18 protein-coding genes and 1 pseudogene are annotated in these 23,977 nt (G+C 37.7%); 14 read left to right on the plus strand and 5 right to left on the minus strand.

Features of this window, described 5'->3' with window-relative positions; all coding sequences use genetic code 11:
• Positions 1-210: 210 nt before the first annotated feature.
• Together NSU19_RS16835 and NSU19_RS16840 are read right to left on the minus strand one after the other, a co-directional pair.
• A complete protein-coding gene (locus NSU19_RS16835) occupies positions 211-498 on the minus strand; it encodes a diguanylate cyclase (protein WP_048622530.1) in 288 nt (95 codons plus the stop codon).
• 340 nt (positions 499-838) lie between these two features.
• Positions 839-2,434, minus strand: coding sequence for a BCCT family transporter (locus tag NSU19_RS16840; RefSeq protein WP_339197516.1), 1,596 nt, complete (start codon positions 2,432-2,434; stop codon positions 839-841).
• A gap of 1,521 nt (positions 2,435-3,955) precedes the next feature.
• On the opposite strand from NSU19_RS16840, the gene NSU19_RS16845 reads away from it, so the two are divergent.
• The 3 genes from NSU19_RS16845 to NSU19_RS16855 all read left to right on the plus strand — a co-directional run bounded on the left by NSU19_RS16845 (position 3,956) and on the right by NSU19_RS16855 (position 6,274).
• On the plus strand, positions 3,956-4,282 hold the full coding sequence (locus NSU19_RS16845; protein WP_327848417.1) for a transposase: 327 nt from the start codon (positions 3,956-3,958) through the stop codon (positions 4,280-4,282).
• Positions 4,276-4,632: an IS66 family insertion sequence element accessory protein TnpB gene (gene tnpB / locus NSU19_RS16850; protein WP_339197519.1), complete on the plus strand. Its 357-nt coding sequence runs from the start codon at positions 4,276-4,278 to the stop codon at positions 4,630-4,632. Before NSU19_RS16845 ends, tnpB begins: the two co-directional genes overlap by 7 nt.
• A gap of 133 nt (positions 4,633-4,765) precedes the next feature.
• Positions 4,766-6,274: an IS66 family transposase gene (locus NSU19_RS16855; protein ID WP_339200010.1), complete on the plus strand. Its 1,509-nt coding sequence runs from the start codon at positions 4,766-4,768 to the stop codon at positions 6,272-6,274.
• Between the two features lie 252 nt (positions 6,275-6,526).
• Here NSU19_RS16855 and araA read toward each other — a convergent pair whose 3' ends face one another.
• Both araA and NSU19_RS16865 read right to left on the minus strand, forming a co-directional pair.
• A complete protein-coding gene (gene araA, locus NSU19_RS16860) occupies positions 6,527-7,951 on the minus strand; it encodes an L-arabinose isomerase (protein ID WP_339197521.1) in 1,425 nt (474 codons plus the stop codon).
• A 26-nt stretch (positions 7,952-7,977) separates the two neighbouring features.
• Positions 7,978-8,676: an L-ribulose-5-phosphate 4-epimerase gene (locus NSU19_RS16865; protein ID WP_263060851.1), complete on the minus strand. Its 699-nt coding sequence runs from the start codon at positions 8,674-8,676 to the stop codon at positions 7,978-7,980.
• A 549-nt stretch (positions 8,677-9,225) separates the two neighbouring features.
• Between NSU19_RS16865 and NSU19_RS16870 the strand changes: the two genes are divergently transcribed.
• The 6 genes from NSU19_RS16870 (at position 9,226) to NSU19_RS16895 (ending at position 16,553) form a co-directional block, all read left to right on the plus strand.
• Positions 9,226-10,614 (plus strand): sugar porter family MFS transporter, encoded by a 1,389-nt coding sequence (locus NSU19_RS16870; protein ID WP_263060852.1) that lies wholly within the window; start codon positions 9,226-9,228, stop codon positions 10,612-10,614.
• A gap of 30 nt (positions 10,615-10,644) precedes the next feature.
• Entirely contained in the window at positions 10,645-12,243 is a 1,599-nt protein-coding gene (locus NSU19_RS16875; protein ID WP_263114278.1) for an FGGY-family carbohydrate kinase, read from the plus strand.
• A gap of 236 nt (positions 12,244-12,479) precedes the next feature.
• A complete protein-coding gene (locus tag NSU19_RS16880; protein WP_339197529.1) occupies positions 12,480-13,559 on the plus strand; it encodes a GntR family transcriptional regulator in 1,080 nt (359 codons plus the stop codon).
• 197 nt (positions 13,560-13,756) lie between these two features.
• A complete protein-coding gene (locus tag NSU19_RS16885; protein ID WP_339197532.1) occupies positions 13,757-14,887 on the plus strand; it encodes an ISL3 family transposase in 1,131 nt (376 codons plus the stop codon).
• A 192-nt stretch (positions 14,888-15,079) separates the two neighbouring features.
• Entirely contained in the window at positions 15,080-15,595 is a 516-nt protein-coding gene (locus NSU19_RS16890; RefSeq protein WP_339197534.1) for an ABC transporter substrate-binding protein, read from the plus strand.
• Positions 15,596-15,794: 199 nt separating this feature from the next.
• Complete coding sequence (locus tag NSU19_RS16895) at positions 15,795-16,553, plus strand: ABC transporter permease (RefSeq protein ID WP_339197537.1); 759 nt, start codon at positions 15,795-15,797, stop codon at positions 16,551-16,553.
• A gap of 298 nt (positions 16,554-16,851) precedes the next feature.
• Here NSU19_RS16895 and NSU19_RS16900 read toward each other — a convergent pair.
• Positions 16,852-17,979, minus strand: a pseudogene (locus NSU19_RS16900) (IS110 family transposase).
• Positions 17,980-18,600: 621 nt separating this feature from the next.
• On the opposite strand from NSU19_RS16900, the gene NSU19_RS16905 reads away from it, so the two are divergent.
• The 5 genes from NSU19_RS16905 (at position 18,601) to NSU19_RS16925 (ending at position 23,975) form a co-directional block, all read left to right on the plus strand.
• Positions 18,601-19,203 carry a glycerol-3-phosphate responsive antiterminator gene (locus NSU19_RS16905; RefSeq protein ID WP_339197540.1) on the plus strand — a complete coding sequence of 201 codons (603 nt, stop codon included), beginning with the start codon at positions 18,601-18,603 and terminating at the stop codon, positions 19,201-19,203.
• Positions 19,204-19,672: 469 nt separating this feature from the next.
• The gene (locus NSU19_RS16910; protein WP_066247712.1) at positions 19,673-20,986 is read left to right on the plus strand and encodes an ABC transporter substrate-binding protein; all 1,314 of its coding nucleotides are present in this window, start codon (positions 19,673-19,675) and stop codon (positions 20,984-20,986) included.
• Between the two features lie 115 nt (positions 20,987-21,101).
• Positions 21,102-22,001, plus strand: coding sequence for a sugar ABC transporter permease (locus NSU19_RS16915; protein ID WP_327848576.1), 900 nt, complete (start codon positions 21,102-21,104; stop codon positions 21,999-22,001).
• Positions 21,991-22,815 carry a carbohydrate ABC transporter permease gene (locus tag NSU19_RS16920; RefSeq protein WP_003252244.1) on the plus strand — a complete coding sequence of 275 codons (825 nt, stop codon included), beginning with the start codon at positions 21,991-21,993 and terminating at the stop codon, positions 22,813-22,815. Before NSU19_RS16915 ends, NSU19_RS16920 begins: the two co-directional genes overlap by 11 nt.
• A gap of 14 nt (positions 22,816-22,829) precedes the next feature.
• Positions 22,830-23,975, plus strand: coding sequence for an ABC transporter ATP-binding protein (locus NSU19_RS16925; RefSeq protein WP_063386792.1), 1,146 nt, complete (start codon positions 22,830-22,832; stop codon positions 23,973-23,975).
• The last annotated feature ends 2 nt before the right edge of the window (positions 23,976-23,977 follow it).

Consider the following 23,977-nt stretch of genomic DNA (forward strand, 5'->3'; position numbering starts at 1 on the left):
GGCTAGAATGGAAGCCGTCAAGGAAAGCGCTTGACCTCTTCCATTCTACCCACTTAGTGGTCTGCAAGCTGACGAAGGAGCTACTCTAGATTGAGTATCAATCTCGCTAACTTATTGCCGGAATTGTGTGAACATCACAGAATATGATGATGAGACCAAAAAAGTAACCAAGGTTTTCATTTAATCATCATATACTTCTATCGTCCTTATCTATAAATAAATCGAAAATTGATTTTTCCCTTTTTTCTTTGAATCATATAAAGCTTGATCGGCATGTTTATATAATGTTTCTACATCTTCGCCATGGTATGGTGCATAACGAAACTGATTTGTTGTTTTTTGAAAATCCCACTCGTCAACATTCGGCTTTTTTTCGTAATATTTAAGTAATCGATAGGTTGTTGACTCCATTCGATCAGCAGTTTCACTATCAAAATAGTAATATACTTTATCTAAATTTTCTAAAGCATAAAGAACCGTTTCTTCAATACGTTCCACTTGAAACTGATTATTCTCTTTTACAAGAGATTCAAGTTTAACATGATTGATCATCGCGAACGTATGGCGATGACCGATGCAAACATAATTATAATTGCAAATAAACGCAACCGAAAGTTCCCATTCACTTAGATCACCCTAGTAATGTAAATATGTATACATCTCTATTTTACAGCACTTTTATAATAGAGATAGAGAACTAAATTATTGCAATAATGAAACTTTATAAACAATCTAAGGGCTATCCTTACAAAATAAGAAAGCCGAGAAACTGTCGATGATAAAAAATCAATCCACAGATTCTCGGCTTGAATTTTGAAATTAAACGGCTACCTCATTTTCAGACAGAAAGCACATCTTGTTCTTTTTTCTTCTTCATTCCCGTTTTTACAGGTTTAACTTGTTTTTCTTTTACTTTGACCTTCTGTTTTTCTGCTTTTGGAGCAACTTCTTTTGAGACGACTTTAACGAGTGAAATCATCATAAAGACGATAATAACCGTAAATGGCAGAGCTGCAACAAGGGATGCTGACTGTAATCCTGTTAGGCCACTTGTCGATAATAATACTAATGCAATTGAACTGATTAGTACTCCCCAAACAATGCGCATACCAATTGGCGGATTGGTACTTCCATTTTCGGACATACTACTTAAAATATATGCTGCAGAGTCTGCAGATGTTATTAGAAACGTAAAGATTAATATAATGGTGACTACTGATAAAATTTCCGTAATTGGCAACGTTTCAAACAGTGTAAAAATCGCCAATGTAATATCATTATTGGTTACAGTCGCAATATTGGAACCTTTAAATAGATCCATATATAAAGATGTTCCACCAAAAACAGCCATCCACATCATCGAAAGTAATGCTGGTGCGACCATGACTCCGATTATAAATTCACGAATCGTCCGTCCTCGTGAAATACGTGCGAAGAAAGCTCCTACGAATGGCGACCAAGCAATGGTCCAAGCCCAATAAAAGATCGTCCATTCATGTACCCAATGCTCACCACTGTATGGTGTCATATTTAATGAATAACTAATGAAATTCGAAATATAATCTCCAATGGCAACTGTAAATGTCTCCATTATAAATACAGTTGGTCCTGCGAAAAATACGAAAATCATTAATAATATGGCTAAAGCTAAGTTCGCATTACTTAACCATTTGATTCCCTTGTTTAAACCAGATGTTGAGGACAAGAGAAAGAGAAGCGTCATTATAGCGATAATCGCCAATTGAACCCAAAAATGAATTGGTGTATTAAAAACAGCATTTAAACCACCGTTTGTTTGTAGTACACCCATACCAACTGATGTTGCTACACCCATAACAGTAGCAACAATAGCTAATATATTAATTGTATTTTTAATACTTCGACTACTGCGATTTTTTGGCATCAGTGGCTGTAACGACGTTGAAATAAGTCCATTTTTCTTTTTTCGAAATTGAAAATAAGCAATAGCTAAACCAACAACTGCAAAGATCGCCCACATACTTAATCCGTAATGGAAAAACGCTTGTCCCATGGCAATTCGAGCAGCTTCAGCCGATTGGGATGTTATATCTTCCGACGGCGGATTAAAGAAATGGGTCATTGGTTCACCTACACCATAAAAGACGAGCGCAATTCCAAGACCACAAGAAAACAACATAGCAATCCATGTAAATCGACTAAATTGCAGCTTTTCCTGATCTCCGCCTAAGCGGATCTTTCCAAATTTACTAAAGGCCATATATAGACTGAAAATAACCATAGCTAAAACGGATAATAAGTAAAACCAGCCAAAATTTTCAGTCGTAAATTGGAATGCCGCTTCCGCTCCATTTGCAAATCCTTTTGGGAACATAATACCAAGCAGAACGAAAAACAATACCGTCACTGCCGATACCCAAAACACAATATTTACTTGTTTACTTCGAGACTTCATCAACTCTTCCTTTCGATTCGATTGGTTTTCCGCAATTTTGAAAAAAATTTCTATTGCTCACAAGCCCTTTTGGAATTCTTGTAAAACAATAGCTAGGCAAGATGAAGGGGAAGTAGTAAAGGGATCATATCTATTACGAATTGAGGAACGTACGTAATGAGATATGAGTGGAATTTCACGAATTATTTTTCTTATCGTCGCAATGATTTCAGCCTCTCTACTTTGGAACGGACAAGTTTGCGAAGGACTTCTCACGCACCAATTGCTTCAAGTTGGAAACTAGTTATTCGTAAGCCAAAACGGTTGACTCGTAGAAAGTGTGCTTACGAACACCCCTTCTTTTAGCAAAGAGACATTGTGACAATAGGAAAAACAATTCGATAAACGTTTGAGATGATTTAACTATTCAAACGTTTTTATTAGAACAACACATTAGGTAGGTGAGCTTCAAAACACTCACTTTCTAATATTATATTGTAGCAGATTAACGGCAGTAGTTAAAATTGGATCATGGTGGATTTGTGGGGGAGATCGGTGTTCATATTACTTATGGGTATCTTTTTACCCAATTTCCCTTTAATTCTCCAAAAATGCTCGCAAATTCTAACTTATTGTATAAAGGACACTTTCTATAAAGTTAATGAACGCACACCTTTTGCAGAAGATAGGAGCGGAAACCTTACGAATGCAGTTTTTCTCGAATTTGATGAAAAAAACTGGTTTCATAGACTTGATGAACATACTTTTCTTTTGATTTGTCGGGAAAAACCGGTTATAGTTAGACCATGAACTCACTTTTTCTTTAAAAAACGAAACAAAACTGGTTTCAGTTGGCCCATGAACACATTTTTTTACAAAACACTCAACAAAACTGCTTTCAACTAACCTATGAACACACTTTTTCCTCAAAACACACAAAAAAACTGCTTTCAACTAACCTATGAACTCACTTTTTCCTCAAAACACACAAAAAAACTGCTTTCAACTAGTCCATGAACTCACTTTTAACTCAAAACACACAAAAAAACTGCTTTCAACTAACCTATGAATTCACTTTTTCTCAAAAAACACAATAAAACTCCTTTCAACTGCCTTTTGAACTCACTTTTTACTCAAAAAACACAAAAAAACTGCTTTCAACTAACCTATGAACTCACTTTTTACTCAAAAAACACAAAAAAACTGCTTTCAACTAACCTATGAATTCACTTTTTCTCAAAAAACACAATAAAACTGCTTTCAACTAACCTATGAACTCACTTTTTACTCAAAAAACACAAAAAAACTGCTTTCAACTAACCTATGAATTCACTTTTTCTCAAAAAACACAAAAAAACTGCTTTCAACTAACCTGTGAACACACTTTTTACTCAAAAAACACACAAAACTGCTTTCAACTAACCTATGAACTCACTTTTTACTCAAAAAACACAAAAAAACGTAAGCGTCAAATAAAACCCACATTCCGATCATAGGTCATCCGTGTGATAATCTTCTTAGAATGATTCGGGAGGTTTTGCCATGACCCTAAAAGAAAAAAGAATAGAATGGAAAGCACGATATGATGCCTGGAAAGAGAGTGGACAGAGTATAGCGGAGTGGTGCCGGGATCAAGGAATCAAAACTCACCAAATGTACTATTGGGTGAGGCAGTTCTCCCGCGGTGGCAGTTGCACTGAAACGCCTGTCCAGACGCAGTGGCTGGCTGTTCAGGTAGAAGAATCCTTGCCCTCTTCAGGTCAAGGTCCGATCTTTTTACACGTTGATGCGATCTCCGTTGAAGTACGGCCCGGTGCCAATCTGGATCTATTAACCGATGTGATTCGGGTGCTGCAACACCAATGTTGATGAATTCCTCGTTTGAACGTGTCTATTTGGCGCGTGGCAGTACGGATCTTCGCAAATCGATTGACGGACTGGCCGCTATTGTACAGGAATGCTTTGAACTCGATCCCTTCTCTCCGTGCTTATTCGTGTTTTGTAACCGGAAACGGGACAAGTTAAAGATTCTTCAATGGGAACATAACGGCTTCTGGCTTCATTATCGCCGTCTGGAAAAAGGGACGTTCCACTGGCCGTCGGAGAATGATACAGCGCCCATGTCTATCAGTTCACGCCAGCTGCGCTGGCTGCTGGACGGCTTGCCAATCGAACAAAAACAAGCGCATCAGGAAGTGAAGGCACGCATCCTTCTATAAAACAAATAAATAAAAAAAGAATTCGATACTAGGCAAGTTGGATTCTTTTCCGTATACTGGACATATGGAAAAATCAGCGCAGACTTCAAAAGGCACAATTGAATATTACAAAGCGCTCAACGAAAAGCTCCAAATGGAAAAGGAAGAGTTGGAAGCGAAATTAAAATGGTATGAGGAACAATTCCGCCTCAGCCAGCAACGCCTATTCGGAGCTTCCAGCGAGAAGACCCATCCGGACCAGCTCTCCCTTTTCAACGAAGCCGAGTCCACGGCTGATCCAGCTATGGAAGAGCCCACCGTTGAGACGATGACATATAGACGCAAGAAACAACACGGCCAACGCAAACGCATGCTTGAAAACCTGCCTACAGAGACGATCGAATACCGTTTGTCTGATGAGGAACAGGTCTGTTCGTGCTGTGGCGGTGCCATGCATGAAATGAGCACAGAAGTACGCAAGGAATTGAAAGTCATTCCTGCCCAAGTGAAAGTAGTCGAACATGTGCGTCATGTATATAGCTGCCGTCACTGTGAGCGTCATGAACTGAACACACCTATTGTGACAGCGAAGATGCCGGAACCTGTTTTCCCTGGAAGCCTAGCGTCTCCGTCGTCAATGGCTTATACCATGACACAAAAATACATAGAAGGTATGCCCCTGTATCGCCAGGAGAAACAACTGGAACGCTTTGGCGTGTCCATACCTCGGCAAACGCTGGCCAATTGGACAATTTATGGGGCTCAAACTTGGCTTAGCCTCATTTACGATGAGATGCATGAGCACCTCCTACAGAAGGATCGTCTGCATGCGGATGAGACAACCTTGCAGGTCCTGTCTGAACCGGACCGGCCAGCGACATCGACTTCCTACATATGGCTTTATCGTACCGGTCGCGGGGATACACCAATCGTCTTATACGATTACCAGCAAACCCGTGCAGGCAAGCACCCACGCCGTTTTTTGGACGGCTTCCGGGGATATTTGCATGTGGACGGGTATGCGGGTTATAACGTCCTCCCCGATGTGAAATTGGTCGGGTGCTGGGCCCATGCCCGCCGCAAATTCACAGAAGCCCTGCAGGCACTGCCTGAATCGGCGAGCACTTCCACCGTCAAAGCAAAGGAAGGTCTGGCCTATTGCAATAAACTTTTTGAAATTGAGCGCAAGCTTAAAGATGCAAGTCCAGAGGAGCGCTATCAAGCACGGCTGGAGCACAGCAAACCCGTGCTTGAGGCTTTTTTGTCATGGCTTAAAGAGCAAATGCCGCGCGTACTGCCAAAAAGCGCACTTGGCAAAGCGATCAAGTATTGTCGTAACCAATGGGAGCGGTTGGAGGCATTTTTAGAGGACGGCCGTTTGGAGATCGATAATAATCGCGGGGAACGGTCAATTAAACCTTTTGTGATCGGTCGCAAAAACTGGCTCTTCAGTAATACATCAAAAGGAGCAAGGTCTAGTGCGATCATCTATAGTGTTGTGGAGACAGCCAAGGAAAACGAGTTGGATCCATTCAACTACCTTAGCTATCTGTTTCAAGAGCTTCCCAATATAGATACGACAGATAAAACAAAATTAGCTGAATTCCTGCCATGGTCACCGACGCTTCCGCAGGAATGCCGTGTTCCTAAAAAATCTAAATAAAGCATACATGAAATCCCATCTGAATACAGGTGGGGATTACTTTACGCTTACTAAAAAAGAGCGAATTGAGAAACTCAAAGTTTCCCAGTTCGCTCTTTTGACATATGCATGTTACATTGTTATCACGCCAACTTCTTTCTTCAAATAAGGACAGTTTTTTATCCGTAAAAATAGCAAAAGGGCCAAACCGAAGGTCAAATTCAATTGACATTTCGGACAGCCCAACTTAATTTTAATAATCAATCAATTCTTTTATTTAATATTTACTAACTCAACTCCAACCATGTTAGCAAAATCCTCGATTTGTTCTGGTGTGACTTTAAGAGAGAAAACTGTGTGGTGACCTCCACCATATTCAATCCAGCGACGAACACCTTCATAAAAGCCAACTTTCGGTGTCCAAATTTGACGAGCTACTGGAAGATTTGGCGCTTCTTCAACCGGTGTCTTACCTTCGACTTCATACATGATCATTTTAAATTGATCACCAAAGTCAGATACCGTTACGTTAATGCCTTCACCTTCAGAACCATCAAATACAAGGCGTGCCGGTGCCTCTCGATCACCAATGCCCAAAGGATGAACTTCTACTTTAATCTTTGTGCTGGCTAATGTTGGATCGACTTCAAGCATATGTGCACCTAGAATTTCTTCATTTCCTTTCACTAAGTTGTACGTATAATCTTCCATAAATCCCGTTTTCTCATTATGAGCCATAATTTTTAATAAACGATCAAGAGCTGCTGTTTTCCAATCTCCTTCACCAGCGAAACCATACCCTTCCGCGTTTAATCTTTGTACGGCCATACCTGGTAGCTGTTTCATTCCCCATAAATCTTCAAAGTTCGTAGTAAAGGCTGTATATCCGCCTCTTTCAAGAAATTTCCGTAAAGCAATCTCGATACGGATTTGTTCTTTAACATGTTCTTCAAAATATTTAGGATCATTGTCTCCAATCACAAATTCATATTTTTCTTGGCATTCATCATAAATTTCATTAATCTCTTGTTCTGTCACATCTTTCATTTCAGCTACAAGATCGCCGATACCATAATAATCAACTGTCCACCCAAACTTAATCTGAGCTTCAATTTTATCACCTTCTGTAACGGCTACATTTCTCATGTTATCTCCGAATCTTGCAACTTTAATATTGAAACTCTCATTATACGCTACGGCAACATTCATCCAATCTGCAATTTGTTTTTGTACATTTTTATCTTTCCAATACCCTACGACAACCTTATTTCTTTTGTCTAATCTTACATTAATATAGCCATATTCACGATCTCCATGGGCACTTTGATGTAGATTCATGTAGTCCATATCAATTGTTTTCCAAGGGATATGGTCAAGAAACTGTGTAGCTAAATGAAGCAATGGTTTTTGCAGTAGTTTTGTACCTCTAATCCAGTTTTTAGCAGGAGAAAAAGTATGCATCCACGTAATGACACCTGCTACATGGTCGTTATAGTTAACATCTTTCATGACTTGAGTAATACTATCAGCTGTTGTTGCAACTGTTTTAAAAACAACTTTATATGGTAGCTTACCACTTTTATTCAATTCATCAATAATCTTAATAGTGTTTTTTTCAACTTCTTCTAATGCCTCGGGTCCATACAAATGTTGACTCCCAACAACAAACCAAAATTCATAATTTCTTGTTTTTAACATACGCAAAACCTCCAATGGAAAATAATCTATTTTGTTTGACCGTAATAGGCGTTTTTCCCATGTTTTCTTAAAAAGTGTTTGTCTAAAAGGTATTGATCCATGTCAATACGGTGTGGATTTAGTTGTATCGTATGATATGTCATCTTTGCGACTTCTTCTAAAACGACTGCATGATGTACGGCATCAAGAGGCGATTTGCCCCATGTAAATGGACCGTGGTCATTAACTAATACTGCTGGAATTTGATCTGGATCTAGACTTCTTTCTGTAAAAGTTTCAACGATGACATCACCGGTTTGTTTTTCATAATCCGTGACAACTTCCTCTTCCTTCATCGCTCTTGTTACTGGAACAGGACCATAAAATGTATCAGCATGTGTTGTACCTGCTGCAGGAATTTCAAGTCCAGCTTGAGCAAACACTACAGCCCAAGGAGAATGTGTATGAACAATCCCGTTAATGTTAGAAAAATGTTTATATAGCACACAATGGGTTGCTGTATCACTTGATGGTTTTAAATCACCTTCTACGACGTTTCCATCTAAATCAACGACGACCATTTTTTCTGGTGACAACTCTTCATACTCGACACCACTTGGCTTAATCACAACTAGGTTTTTTTCACGATCTATCCCGCTTACATTCCCCCAAGTAAAGGTGACCAAATTATATTTAGGTAACAACATGTTTGCTTCATAGACTTCTTTTTTTAACTCTTCTAACATCATGAATCACCCCTTTTGAAATTTTATAATCTACTTGTCTACGTGAATTTAATTTTTCTAGTGTACTAAAGTAATATAAAAAAATTCATCTCCTTTCTATTAGAATGGACTTTAATTCTTGAAACCTAACTCGATGTTGCTTATAACGACAGACAAGTACATTCGTTTTATTCAAAAACTATTTTTAAAACGCTTACAATAAAATCGTATATTAATTATACGTATAAGTCAAGATTTGTAATTTTAATACGTACAAAATTAACAAAAAACAACCAAAAAAGTGAAATTTGTATACAAAAAATAGGCTGAATCACAAAAACCTCTCGACCCCACAAAACAAAAATAACAAAATAAATAAAGGATTATAGGTCCGGTTGAAAAATTTGTACTGATAATATTTTTATTTATTGATTTATACTGATGACTATGCTAGCATATGATTAAGAAATTGAAAGCGCTTTTCTAAAATCTATTGATGTCGACATCATAATCAAACAAACGAAAGTTCAATACACACATGATCAGAAAGACAATTAAGGAGGGATTTTAATGGTAAATGAAAAGAAAATATCTAGTAGATTTATATATTTCTTTGGGGCCTTTGGTGGTATTCTTTTTGGCTATGATATTGGCGTTATGACTGGTGCATTACCATTTCTAAAAGAAGATTGGAATCTTCAAGATGCTAGTACTATCGGTTGGATCACTTCCTCCGTTATGTTTGGTGCCATTTTTGGTGGTGCAATGGCCGGACAACTGTCAGACCGATTAGGTCGGCGGAAGATGATTTTAATTTCAGCTATCATTTTTGTCGTTGGATCTATTTTATCCGGTATTGTACCTTTTAATGGAAGCGTTTCCCTCATCCTAGCTAGAATTTTATTAGGATTTGCTGTTGGGGCAGCCTCTGCACTAGTTCCAGCTTACATGTCAGAAATGGCTCCAGCACATCTGCGTGGACGTTTATCAGGAATTAATCAAACGATGATTGTTTCTGGTATGCTGCTTTCATATGTAGTTGATTTTTTACTAAGTGGTTTACCAACAACATGGGCTTGGCGTTCCATGCTTACGATCGCAGCTCTACCAGCCGTCATTTTATTTATTGGTGTGTTGAAATTACCTGAATCACCTCGTTTCTTAGTGAAAAACAATAAATTAGATGAAGCACGTAAAGTCTTAAGCTATATTCGTCCTAAACATGAAATTGATGCGGAAATGAAACAAATACAAGATACGATAAGAGAAGAACAAAATAAAAAGGCATCATGGGGAACACTACTTAATAGTAAATACCGTTATTTAGTTATTGCAGGTGTTGGTGTAGCCGCTTTCCAACAATTCCAAGGCGCTAACGCCATATTTTATTACATTCCATTAATTGTAGAAACAGCAACAGGAAAAGCAGCAAGTTCAGCTCTTTTATGGCCGATTATTCAAGGGATTATTCTTGTTTTAGGATCATTAGTATTCTTAGTAGTAGCTGATAAATTCAATCGTCGTACTTTATTAACTTTAGGTGGAACGATTATGGGACTTTCCTTTATCTTCCCGGCAATATTAAATGTAATCATTCCAAACGCACATCCCATGATCATCGTCGTATTTTTAAGTATTTATGTCGCATTTTATTCCTTCACATGGGCACCTTTAACATGGGTGATTGTAGGAGAAATATTCCCATTAATGATTCGTGGTCGTGCATCAGGATTAGCTTCATCCCTTAACTGGATCGGCTCTTTCTTAGTTGGGCTCCTTTTCCCAATCATGACTGCTACTATGGCTCAAGAAGCTGTATTTGCCATTTTCGGTGCGATTTGTTTACTTGGAGTGTTATTTGTACGGACATGCGTCCCTGAAACTCGTGGACGTACATTGGAGGAAATCGAAAAAATCGGAGAGATGAAAAACGTAGAAAACCATACACTAAAAATATAAATATAATCGATAAGGTTAGGTGTGTAGAGTATGAATCTAGTAGAAACTTCTAAGGCAATCCAACAGGGAAATATCTCTCTAGGAATCGAATTAGGATCAACACGAATAAAGGCGGTTTTAATCACTGACGACTTTAAAACAATAGCTTCTGGTAGCTATGTTTGGGAGAATAAATTTGAAAACGGAATTTGGACCTATTCACTCGATGAAGTTTGGAAGGGCATACAACATTGTTATACTCAAATTGCCGCCGATGTAAAAGCGAAATTTCACTGTACGATTTCAAAAATTAGTTCGATCGGTGTAAGTGCGATGATGCACGGATATTTAGCTTTTTCAGAGAATGGAAGTTTACTAACGCCTTTCCGAACTTGGCGAAATAATATAACAGAACAAGCTGCAAATAAGTTAACAAAACTTTTTAATTTTAATATTCCTGAACGTTGGAGTATTGCCCACTTGTATCAGGCTATTTTAAATAATGAGCCACATGTAAACGATATCCGTTATATCACTACATTAGCGGGCTATGTTCATTGGAAGTTATCTGGAGAAAAGGTATTAGGAATCGGAGATGCTTCTGGTGTATTTCCAATTGATGAAACTACAGGTGATTATCGAAATGATTTTTTAGAAAAATTTGAAACTCTTGAAAATGTAACCCAATACCAATGGAAAATAAAAGATATTTTACCAAAAGTTTTAAAAGCAGGTGAACATGCAGGTACTTTGACAGAGGATGGAGCTAGATTACTAGATAAAAATGGGCATCTACAAAGTGGTAGTTTAATGGCTCCTCCTGAAGGCGATGCAGGCACTGGTATGGTTTGTACCAATAGCATTCGGGAACGAAAAGGGAATGTTTCGGTCGGTACATCTGCATTTTCAATGATCGTTCTTGATAAACCACTGAATAAAGTTTATCGTGACATCGATATCGTCACAACACCTACGGGGAGTCCGGTCGCAATGGTACACATCAACAATTGCTCATCTGATATTAATGCTTGGGCTCAAATTTTTAAAGAATTTGCTGAACGTCTCGGTATTGATTTAAAAGCTGATCGCTTGTTTGAAACATTATTATTCGCTTCTACGAAAGCTGATCCTGATGCAGGAGGACTAGTTAATTATAGCTACTTATCAGGCGAAAATATTACCAAGATGCCTGCTGGTCGTCCACTTTTTGTTAGGGAGCCAAATAGCAGGTTTACATTAGCAAATTTTGTGCTAACCCAGTTATACGCTGCTTTTGCACCACTGAAAATCGGAATGGATATTTTAAAACATGAAGAAAAAATCAATATGGATGTCTTAATCGCACAAGGTGGATTATTTAAAACACCTGTTATCGGTCAACAAGTACTTGCTAATGCATTAAATATACCGATCACCGTCATGAGTACCGCAGGTGAAGGTGGAGCCTGGGGAATGGCTGTATTAGCGGTATATGCGAAATACGCCAAAAAATATCCATGTCTGGAAGACTTTTTGGATACAGAAGTATTCACTAATCTTGAAAGTATCACACTAAGTCCAGAACCTGAAGGTGTTGTTGGATACGAACAGTTTATAGAAAAGTATCAAGATGGTCTACCAATCGAAGAAACCGCTATTAAGTGCCTTTGATAAAAAATAAATCTGTTAAACATAATCATTGTTAAGAATCCGTTGCTGTCACTACACTCTTCTTATAGTGACAGCATTTTTTCCTTCTTCGTACCATTCCAAATAGATGTACTCTCTTATTTTTTTGTTTAATAGATTCCCGTATGATATAATCTATCCGTATAAATAGCACTTTTAATTGATCAAAATACAATACAAATATTTTTGCAAAAATTATAATACAGAAGGAATGAACTATGACAAAAAAATACGAACGAATAACACGCGATATTCGTGAAAAAATCTTATCAGAAGAGTATAAAATAAAAGAAAAATTACCGACAGAATCTGAACTGATGGAGATTTATCAAGTAAGTAGGTTCACCGTTAGACGAGCAATCGACGAACTTGAAAAAGATAATCTTGTTTACCGTATTCAAGGTGGGGGTATATTTGTAAATGACTGGAAAAGGCAACCAAAATCCTCTGACAAAAATAAAACAATTGGTGTAATTACAACTCATATATCTGATTACATTTTTCCTAATATTATCTCAGGTATTGATGAATATATATCAAAAAGTGGTCATTCTATACTTATCGCCAATACGAAAAACAACCCTGAAAAAGAACGGAAAAGCTTAACAAATCTATTATCTAACAACTTATCCGGTTTAATTATTGAGCCCACAAAAAGCGCATTGAACAATACAAACAAAAGTATATATGAGAATATTAAATCAATGGGCATACCCATGTTATTTATTAATGCAGTATACGATGACTTTGATACCCCTTATTTAATCATGGATGATGTCAAAGTTGGTGAGATGGTTACAAACTACTTATTCTCACAGGGGCATGAACATATTGTGGGAATATTTAAGGTCGATGATAAACAAGGTATTCAAAGGATGAATGGATTTATTAAGGCTTATCAAGAACACCCTAGTATTTCAAATATGGGTGATATTTTAATGTATCAAACAGAAGAAAATAAAACCGACCTGTTTAAAAAACTACAAACAATTCTTTCAAGAACGAAGTTAGCGCCAACAGCTATTGTTTGTTATAACGATCAATTAGCAATTCAGCTTATTAACTTTTTAAATGAGATTGGTTTAAAGGTTCCGGATGATATTTCGATTACCGGTGTTGATGATTATGCCTTTTCAAGATTTATCCAACCAAGTTTAACTACCGTTCGTCATCCCCAAGAGCAAATGGGGCTTGACGCCGGTAAAATGATTATTGATATGGTAAATAAGCAGAAGGTCCAATCAAAGATATATGAACCTGAATTCATTATTAGAAACTCCGTTAAGAAAATCAATTAATGTAAAAACCTTGGTTTACTATAACAAAAAAGGATTCATCACCACATTTTGTGATTTAACCCAAAAAATAAGGAAAACACTCACGAATTCCTGGCAATAATGTTAGCGTGACTTAACATAACAGGAGGTTCTAAAGTGTTTTCCGTATCACTAGATTTGCCAGAATTTGAAGTTGTTAAACAAGTGTTTCTTGAAGATTGCAATTTGTTACATGTCGAGAAAATACTACAGAAGAACGCTGTTCTTACTGCGGTTTTTTTTCTAGTCATGTCCATGACTGGCGGACAAGAAAGGTTCGTGACTTGTCCGTATTAGGTAAGCCCCTTTTCTTATTTGTCAGAGTGTATAGATACCGTTGTCACAACTGTAATGAGGGATTTTCACAAACATTTGAATGTATCCGTCCTAATAAGCATCAGACCAATCGGTACAGAGAATATCTGTACGAAATGTGCATTGGCTCTACTATCCAAGAAGTGAGTCGAAAGGAAAAAATACCTTATACAACCGTTGAAAGAATATTTTATTCCGTTGCTAAAGAAAAAGAGAAGGAGCATGTAGAAACTCTTGAAAGTGTTTTAGAAAACAATGAATTAATCCTTAGCCTTGATGAGATCGCTGTCCGAAAGGGTCACCGATATGAAACAGTTCTTATGGATACCCAATCCGGGAGTGTGCTTGGTATGGAACATCAACGGAGTTATCGTTCAACTCAGATCTTACTTGCCAAGAAGATTCTGTCTGATAAATGCGTTCATACCGTTGTTATGGATATGTGGGATCCCTTCCATAAAGCTGTTAAATCTATATTCCCAGAGGCCTGTATCGTCATTGATAAATATCATGTGGTGCAAAAGGTGACACATGCACTTGACCAAGTTAGAAAGAAAACTCCTGGACTAAAAAAGGGACGGTTTAAACTCTTGAAAGGTTCTGAAAAGTTAACGGCTAATGAAAAACAACAATTAGACGAGATGCTCAAAGAGCATTCAGAATTGTCATATGCCTATTTTCTAAAAGAACTCTTTAGAGAAATATACCAAGTGAATGACTATGATACAGCTGATTCACTCTTAGAAGAATGGATTCAACTCGCATGGAGCAGCCCATTTCCTTCATTTCATCAAGTTGCCAAGACGATAGAAAATTGGAAGGCACAAATTTTACAATATTTTCTTACCCCTTTTACGAATGGCCGGATTGAAGGTACAAACCATAAGAGTAAGAACATCAAAAGACGTGCTTTTGGCTTCAGAAACCTTGAAAGATTTCGGCTACGTGTATTTTTGGAATGTACAGGTAAAACTTATAAAAATCAGGTTGCTTAACCATGCCCTTCATCAGCTTTCCGCATTGTAGTGGCTAGAATGGAAGCCGTCAAGGAAAGCGCTTGACCTCTTCCATTCTACCCACTTAGTGGTCTGCAAGCTGACGAAGGAGCTACTCTAGATTGAGTATCAATCTCGCTAACTTATTGCCGGAATTGTGTGAACATCACAGAATATGGTGATGAGACTCAAATGTTAAAACAAAACGGATTAAAGTACGATGATGTAAAGGCTGTCGAGATGCCTCCAGCAGAAATGCCGGCAGCTTTATCTGAGGGCAGAATTGCTGGATATGTCGTTGCAGAACCTTTTGGTGCAGCTTCCGTATCGATCGGAAAGGGCAAGGTACTATTTCAAGATAATGAAATTGGGCAGAATTCCATTGACTGTGCACTAGTACTGCGCGGTGAATTTATCGAAAAGGAAAAAGAGATTGCTCAGGATTTTGTTAATTATTACTTAAAAGCTGGTGAGGTAGCAGAGCACAAGGATGAGCAAACAATTGAAATGTCCTCCAAATACATGAAAGCGGACAAAGAAGTAATGGATTTATCTTTTAAATGGATTGCCTATGACGATTTAATCATTCATGAAAAAGACTATAAAGAATTAACGAAAAACTTGATTGAGATGGGCTTACAAAAAAATCCGCCATCTTATGAAGAATTTGTAGATAATTCGCTAATAGACAATGCAAAGCTTCCATAAGGGGAATTCCTATTTCTCTCACTCATTTTGAGCAAACCGAAAGATGGACGCGAATTTAAAGATGTTCTATGGTTAAGCAGGTACTAGGCATGTTGAACAACAGAAGCCCTAATGATGGAAGTATACTAAAATGACAGTTCCGCATGGTTGATGATGCATAAATTCACCAATTAATTTGAGAAAAAAGAGAAGTGATAGGATGATTAAATATAAGAATTTCATAAATGTCATCATTGGTTTTGCTATCTTGATTACCTTGTGGCAATTAATTATTTTCATTGGAAAATATGATTCAGCACTTTTCCCTTCACCCATCCAAGTATGGGATGGAATACTTTCTTTGATTATAGATGGCACACTGTTCGAACATTTTCAAGTGAGTATCATGCGATTTTTGGCTGGATACCTTTCTGCCGTTGTATTAGCGATCATTTTAGGACTTATTTTTGGCAGAATACCACTATTATGGGGAGTGATTGACCCAATTATCCAGGTATTGCGGCCTGTTTCGCCAATCGCATGGTCGCCGTTTATTGTACTTTGGTTTGGGATTGGCAATATGCCGGCAATCGTAATTATTTTTATTGCTGCCTTCTTTCCTGTTTTGCTATCGACAGTATCTGCTGTAAAGAACGTTGATAAAACTTATTTGAAAGTGGCACAAAATTTCGAGATTAAAAAATTCGAGCTATTGCGCAAAATCATTTTTCCTGCCACATTCCCTTATATTGCGAACGGGCTTCATATAGCTGTAGGTACAGCTTGGATTTTTCTTGTAGCAGGAGAGATGGTTGGAACGCAGTCAGGACTTGGTTATTTAGTTGTCGACGCCAGAAATTCCATGAGGCTAGATTTAGTCATGGCTGCCATACTATTTATCGGCGTATCCGGGCTGCTTCTCGATAAAGCGGTCGGACTTATTGAAAACTGGATTAATCGTATTTGGGGAAGAGCATAATCGCTGTGCACGGCAAACTTTCCTGTTTCAAGGGATATCTCAGCCCTACAAGTTGAAAGTGCTTTTCCAACTAATCATCTAATTACCTATATTAATTTTTCAGAGGATAGTATGTTCATGATTAGAGCATACATCCTCTTTTTTTCTGTGAAAATCAATTAACCATGGCTGAAGCGGTATACCCCACAATCAAATTGGATACCCTATTAACGACCAAAAAAAGGCAATAGGAAAGCAGAGCTACCTTATTTTTAGGTATCTCGTATATTTCTGAACCTTTTTGGTTATACTAATTTATTTACTGCTCTCGAAACGGTTCTTTTCGAGAAATGATGCAGTAAATGATGGTAAGCATTCGGTGCGCGATCGCAACGAGTGCTTTTTTCTTTCCCCTGCGTGCCGCCAATGACCAATATTTCGCTGCCAAACGTTGATTCCTACATCGAGACAAAGCCCAAGCCGCCTCACATAACGCCGATTTGATATGCGGATTCCCCTTCGTCGTTCGGGTACTTTTTCGTTTTCCAGCACTTTCATGATTTCCCGGCGCGACTCCCGCCCATGAAGCGAGGTGTTGAGACGTTGGAAATTGTCCCATATCGACTCCGATTTCAGCGATAATCACGGCAGCGGTTTCCTTCTTGACCCCCGGTATGGTCACAAGAAGCTCCATCTCTTGTTTGTATACTTGTAAGAGTTGGTCGATTCGTTCTTCGATGTCTCGAAGTAAACTTTCCAACGATTCGATGTGCTTCCACGATTGGCGAATCATGAACAGTTGATGGTTGGTCAATGTACCAAAGAGAGAATCCTGAATTTGTTGTTTTTTCCTCTTCATACTCCTGTGAATGCAAGCATCGACTTCGGTTTCTTCGATGTATCCCTGTTTCATTAAACGTTCCAGTAGCTTTCGCCCAGATACACCAAATACATCCGAAATCACGGAACTTAACTTGATATTGGAACATTCCAACACTTTTTGAATGCGGTTTTTCTCCGCGGTTAACTGCCCGATCCATTTTTTGCGCAAGCGAGTTAAATCCCGTCATTCTCGAATGTTCTCAGGAGGTACGAAACTCTTCTCGATCAATCCGTAACGCAACAATTTGGCGATCCATTCTGCATCGGAAACATCGGTTTTTCTCCCCGGTACATTTTTGATTCGCTGAGCGTTGGCAAGTGTAATGTCAAAGTAATCTTCCAAAATATTGAACACAGGTTTCCAGTAAACGCCCGTACTCTCCATCGCAATATGAGTGACACCACGATCTTCTAACCATTTCAGAAGACGAAACAAGTCTTTCGTGAAAGTAGGAAATGTTTCAACTTCCTTTTGAACGTGTTCTTCCTCTCCAAGAAGAGCACAAACGACAATTGTTTCGGCATGGATATCTAATCCTGCACAACGATGATAAAGAACATCCATGATTCTTACTCCTTCCATCGATAAATTCGCAAACAGGGAGTCCATTTGCACGTTAGGCATTTTTCTGTTCGTAGTCACCTTTTCACACGAAAAGGGCTGACAATGGGTGGAACACCAAATGGACTCAAACAGTTTTTATTACAGGGTCGAACCACCATTAAAGAGAACGTCTTTCAAAACTGTTTGCGTTCATATCCATTATGGGAAGGAATGATGGATTTTCATGCATGAGTGGGGAGTAAAATTACTCATGGATGTTTTTATACACATCTTTCTTATTTGGAACTAGTCTCTCCAGCGATTTTAGAAAACGGCAAAAATAATTCGGCTATTAAAAATAATCTTTCGGGCAAAATCATGCTAGATGTAAATCTTTTGTAAAGCAAAATTTACAATGAATTAGCTTGGGCACAATATTTGCTTAATATTTGTTTTTTATATTTCTTTTAAAAGCTTTTGATCCTCTGCCCCCATCCAAAGAGCAAGCATATTCTGCCCAACAAGATGTTTCGCGCAATCCAAAGTATAACAAACGTTTGCCAATCGAATTGCTTTTATAACAAAATACTTTGTTAAATCTTGAGAGCAGATTCCGAATTTTAAAAGAAAGGAAATTTAGCTGTGGCAAAAAGCAATGCAGGAACAATTTTGTTGGAAAGATTAAAAAAACATAGAATGGTAGCAGCTATTAAAGAACCGAAATATATTGAGAAAGCGATCAAGAATAAAGAACATTTAAGTGCTGTCTTACTAATGACAGGGACCATTTTAACGGTAAAAAGATATGTTGATTTCATCCAGTCTGAAGGGCTCCCCGTCATATTGCATGTTGAAAAAATAGGCGGTCTAGAAATGGATGGCGATGGAATTGACTTTGTAAAAAAGAATGTCCAGCCAACGGCGATCGTTACAACGAGGAACGGCATTATAAAAAAGGCAAAATCAAGCGGTTTATTTGTTATTCAGCGAATCTTTTTAATTGACACGGAAGTTTATCATAATTTAGTGAAGGATGCGGACCAAATCCGCTCAGATATAATAGAAATTATGCCGTGCCGTGCGCCGGATTTTTTAAAGAAATTCACAAAGGTTTCGCAAGTTCCCGTTATAACAGGAGGGCTGTTGACTTTGCCTGAACATGCGAAGGAAGCGATAAATAATGGCGCACTCGCTGTAACGACGTCCAACTCAAAATTGTGGGAAATGGATATAAATAAATTTTAAAAGAGAATTTACATATGATTTATACTAGATTAACAATTATCATCTATATTAAAAGTAACAAGTGAATAATTACTGGTGCAAATAGAGAGACCTCAAATTTAATGTATATGAAATAGATATATACATTATATTTGGAGTCTCTTTTTTTGTTATGCAAGCAATTGGAGGTGATTTCGACATCATTTAATAGATTTGTCAGGTCGGGAGATGAAAAGCATTTACACCTAAAATATTAATGGCAAACGATCTGCCAACCTGTCATCGGCATAGCGATGAAAAATAGCTTTATCTGAAATTGAAGACAGCTTGTAAAAGCCGCTTGCTCGAACACGGACGGTGATAGCCAGTCAAAGGCAACACGATTTGTTAACTGATTCATGTAAAGAATTTTCTAAATAGCCGAAATGTCACGACATTTTGAAGATCCTTTCATTAATTACGGTCAAACAATTTGGTGAGGAGGAATATAATGAAATCATTTGTAAAATTGATTTGCGCATTTACATTAGTATTTATGTTAGCAGCTTGTAACAACACGAGCAAGCAGGCAGCCAATGACTCTCCTTCTAAATCAGAGGACGGCAACAAAAAAACGGTTATCGAATACTGGCACGTAAATGCTGAAACTCAAGGCGGAAAAACAGTAGAAGAGTTAGTGAAGGAATTTAATGCACAAAGTGATACTGTAGAAGTCGTAGCCAAATACAACCCGGACATGTATAAAGGGTTGATGCAAAATTTACAGGCTGAAGTAGCTGCGGGCAATTCACCAGCAGTTGTACAAGTAGGATGGGCATTTTTAGACTACTTCTCAAATAATTTTCATTATGTGCCGCCGCAAGAAATAATAGATAAATATTTTCCAGAAGATAAAACATTTTTAAAAGATCATTTCTTAAAAAATGTTTTGGATTTAGCGAAAAATTCGGATGGTGAACAAGTCGGGATTCCATATTCGTTAAGCAATCCAGTCCTCTATATTAATCGAGACCTTTTACGAAAAGCTGGTTTAGATGAAAATGGGCCAAAAACGTGGGAAGAGGTAAGAGAATTTTCCAAAATAATAAAAGAGAAAACAGGAAAATATGGGTTTTATTTGCAGGAGCCGGCAGATAACTGGGCTACACAAGCTTTATTAGAAAGCAACGGAGCCAAAATGATTACGGACGGAAAAGCAACATTTGCTTCAAAAGAAGGAATTGAAGCGTATCAACTATGGGCTGATATGGTGTTAAAAGATAAAACAGCCTTGCATTTGCCTTGGGATCAAGGTGTACAAAGCTTTATCGATGGCAATGTCGCCATGGTCTATACAACGATTGCCCAACGTTCGCATATCCAAGCGAATGCCAAATTTGACGTAGCGGCAATCAAATCGCCAGCATGGGAAGGAAAAGAAGTAAGACTGCCGGCAGGTGGCGCAATGCTGGCTATTACAGCAAAAGATGAAGATCAGCAAAAAGCAGCATGGGAATTCATGAAATTTCTTTATAGCGTTGAATCAATGGCCAAATGGACAGAAGGAACAGGTTATGTGCCTCCACGTAAAGATGTTGCAGAAGCAGAAAATGGACTTAAATCATTTTTAGAAGAAAATGAAATGATGAAGCCTGCCATAGAACAAATGGACAAGATTGTTCCTTGGGCATCATTCCCTGGAGACGCCGGTTTACAGGCAGAGCAATTATTAATAGATGTACGCGACGAAATTCTTACAGGAAAAGTGTCAGTAGAAGAAGGTTTAAAATCAACGGAAAAATCCATCAACGAATTGTTAAAGTAAAAGGAAATGTCTACAAAGGGTGACTAACATTTATAACAATTTTTCAAAAAAACTTCCTTTAGTCACCCTCCTTTTAACTTTTATTTTCGGTATCAGTGCGGAGGGTAATAAAAATATGAGTGATGGGACGGTTTTTAAAAATAAAGAGAGTTGGAAAGCGTATTGCTTATTGATTCCAACGTTAATTATATTTTCGATATTCATGTTCTGGCCATTTTTATACACGATTTATTTAAGCTTTTTTGACTGGAACATGATTACTCCGACAAAAGAATTTGTCGGATTGAAAAACTACATTGATGTTTTATCAGATCGAAATACATATAAAATATTGGGAAATACATTTATATATATTGCTTTCTTATTAGTTATAAACTGTATCATACCGTATCTTTTTGCTTTCGTTTTAGATTTAATTTTAAAACGATTTAATGGTTTTTATAAAAGCGCCTTGTTTCTGCCGGCATTCATCTCATTGGTCGTCGGTTCGATATTGTTTACGTGGATTTTAAATCCAGTTTCCGGACCTGTTGCCATTATTTTAGGATGGTTCGGCATTGAAATGCCGATTTGGAGTAAATTAGACGGCTGGGTCATATTGGTTTTAAGTTTGATTACATCTTGGAAAGTATTTGGCTATAACTTTATCGTCCTTTATGCTTCTATCAACGGTATTTCACGCGAAATAATAGAAGCAGCCCGTTTGGATAATGTTCCTTTATGGAAAATATTCTTTCATATCGTCTTGCCTATGAGCAGCGCTACTGGCATTTATGTGTTTATTATTACAATCGTCCAAGGACTGCAGTATGTATTCACGCCTATAAAAGTGATAACACAAGGCGGTCCAAATTACGCCAGCTCCAATGCGATCTATCACGCCTATCACGAAGCCTTCGTACTTTACAGAACAGGACATTCTGCAGCTTTATCAATTATGACGATGTTAATCTTTTTCATATTATTAGTTCTTGAATTTAAGTTTGTTGAAAGAGGTATCTATTATGAAAATTAAACGATCTGTTGCGATACCTTGGCACATTATTTTTATCATTACAATCATTATTCTTTTATATCCTATCGTTTTTGCATTAGGTTCATCGTTTAAAACGTTGGAAGATGCCTACAACAATGTTTTGAACATAGTTCCGTTAAATCCGACATTCGAAAACTATATCACATTCTTTAATAGTTTACCCGCTTTCAAAATTACGATGAATACGTTCATTATTGCCTCTGTTGCGACAATTTTCAAACTGATTACTTCATTTTTAGCAGCGTATGCTTTCGTATTTTTGCAGTTTAAAGGGAAAAACATTTTATATTTTATGTTAATTAGTACAATTTTTATCCCTTTTACCGTAACAATGATTCCAAACTATTTGATCATATCGGGTATCGGTTTAGTCAACAGCGTTTGGGGTGTTATTTTGCCGCAGCTCGCCAATGCGCTTGGTATCTTTTTAATGAGGCAGTCGATGAAAACAATCCCCATCTCGTTAATTGAAGCAGCCAAATTAGATCATATTGGACACGCCCGGATTATGAAAGATATCGTTCTCCCATTAGTGAGGCCGGCTGTCACATCAACAGGTATCTGGTTTTTCATTACTACCTGGAACGAATACGTATGGCCGGTGCTCATTTTAAAAAGCAAGGAAAATTATACATTGCCTCTTGCTTTACAGATGTACATCAGCTCAGAAGGCGGCACGAATTTTACTGTCGCCATGGCCGTATCAGTCATCACAATGATAATACCTTTAACTTTATATTTAATTTTCCAGAAGTATATTATAGGAACATTTACTTCTTCTGGAATTAAATAACGGAGGATGGCACAATGAAGGAAATAAGATTTGAAAACGTTTGGAAATCCTATGGAAAAACACATGTTGTAAAAGGGCTCAATCTTACCATTCATCCTGGAGAACGTTTAGTTCTTCTAGGTCCGTCCGGATGCGGCAAATCGACAACTTTACGCATGATTGCAGGCCTTGAAGAAATTACTTCGGGCGACTTATATTTGAATGGCGTAAAGGCGAATGACATTCCAAGCGGAAAAAGAAATGTAGCGATGGTATTTCAAAATTATGCATTATATCCTCATATGAATGTCGTTGAAAATATTACGTACGGTTTAAAAGTTCAGAAGGTTCATAAAGACGAAATTCAAAAAAGATTAAATGCTGTGTTAGAAATGCTCCAGTTGAAAGGATATGAAAACAGATTGCCGAAAGATTTATCCGGCGGGCAAAGGCAGCGTGTCGCTTTAGCAAGAGCCGTTGTAAAAAAATCTGATTTCTTTCTGCTTGATGAACCATTATCAAATTTAGATGCGCAGCTAAGAGTATCTGCGCGCAAGGAACTAGTGAAAATCCATGAAATGTATAAGCAAACAATCGTTTATGTTACACATGATCAAATTGAAGCAATGACTATAGGGGATCGTATTGCGTTAATGAATCAAGGGCAATTGCAAATGGTAGATACGCCGGAAAATGTATATAACCGCCCTGCAAACATCTTTACGGCAAAATTTATCGGCTCGCCTCCAACGAATATTGTCGATATGGATTATTATGATGGCAAGGTTATGATCGGGAAACAATCATTTTTATTGCATCCGATGTGGATCCGACAAATAAATGAATGCAATGCCAAAACGTTTGTTTTTGGAATTCGTCCTGAACATCTAGAAATTTATAAAACTCCCCAAGAAAACACATTAAAAGGCACAGTGAAATACGTGGAAAACCAAGGAAGCAGCTACAGTATTTATATAAATTTAGAAGGTCATGAAGTGATTGCGATGAGTGAAAAAAAGAATTGGCATCCGGGGGAAATGGTCTATTTAAAACCAAAAATGGATCGTATTCATATTTTTGATCAAGAATCCACACAATCAATAGGCTATCCGCAAGAGCTGGATCTGAATGAAAGCAGTCCGATGAATCACAAAATCAATGTGGAAACATATCTTTCATGAGG

It is taken from the genome of Aeribacillus sp. FSL k6-2211 (genome assembly GCF_037966125.1).
In the GTDB taxonomy this organism is placed as follows: domain Bacteria; phylum Bacillota; class Bacilli; order Bacillales; family Aeribacillaceae; genus Aeribacillus; species Aeribacillus composti.

Excerpts from the sequence above, each read along its gene's own strand:
- NSU19_RS16840 (WP_339197516.1), bottom strand. The coding sequence starts at position 2,434 with ATGAAGTCTCGAAGTAAACAAGTAAATATTGTGTTTTGGGTATCGGCA.
- NSU19_RS16845 (WP_327848417.1), top strand. The coding sequence starts at position 3,956 with ATGACCCTAAAAGAAAAAAGAATAGAATGGAAAGCACGATATGATGCC.
- tnpB (WP_339197519.1), top strand. The coding sequence starts at position 4,276 with ATGTTGATGAATTCCTCGTTTGAACGTGTCTATTTGGCGCGTGGCAGT.
- NSU19_RS16855 (WP_339200010.1), top strand. The coding sequence starts at position 4,766 with ATGGAAAAGGAAGAGTTGGAAGCGAAATTAAAATGGTATGAGGAACAA.
- araA (WP_339197521.1), bottom strand. The coding sequence starts at position 7,951 with ATGTTAAAAACAAGAAATTATGAATTTTGGTTTGTTGTTGGGAGTCAA.
- NSU19_RS16865 (WP_263060851.1), bottom strand. The coding sequence starts at position 8,676 with ATGTTAGAAGAGTTAAAAAAAGAAGTCTATGAAGCAAACATGTTGTTA.
- NSU19_RS16870 (WP_263060852.1), top strand. The coding sequence starts at position 9,226 with ATGGTAAATGAAAAGAAAATATCTAGTAGATTTATATATTTCTTTGGG.
- NSU19_RS16875 (WP_263114278.1), top strand. The coding sequence starts at position 10,645 with ATGAATCTAGTAGAAACTTCTAAGGCAATCCAACAGGGAAATATCTCT.
- NSU19_RS16880 (WP_339197529.1), top strand. The coding sequence starts at position 12,480 with ATGACAAAAAAATACGAACGAATAACACGCGATATTCGTGAAAAAATC.
- NSU19_RS16890 (WP_339197534.1), top strand. The coding sequence starts at position 15,080 with ATGTTAAAACAAAACGGATTAAAGTACGATGATGTAAAGGCTGTCGAG.
- NSU19_RS16895 (WP_339197537.1), top strand. The coding sequence starts at position 15,795 with ATGATTAAATATAAGAATTTCATAAATGTCATCATTGGTTTTGCTATC.
- NSU19_RS16910 (WP_066247712.1), top strand. The coding sequence starts at position 19,673 with ATGAAATCATTTGTAAAATTGATTTGCGCATTTACATTAGTATTTATG.
- NSU19_RS16915 (WP_327848576.1), top strand. The coding sequence starts at position 21,102 with ATGAGTGATGGGACGGTTTTTAAAAATAAAGAGAGTTGGAAAGCGTAT.
- NSU19_RS16920 (WP_003252244.1), top strand. The coding sequence starts at position 21,991 with ATGAAAATTAAACGATCTGTTGCGATACCTTGGCACATTATTTTTATC.
- NSU19_RS16925 (WP_063386792.1), top strand. The coding sequence starts at position 22,830 with ATGAAGGAAATAAGATTTGAAAACGTTTGGAAATCCTATGGAAAAACA.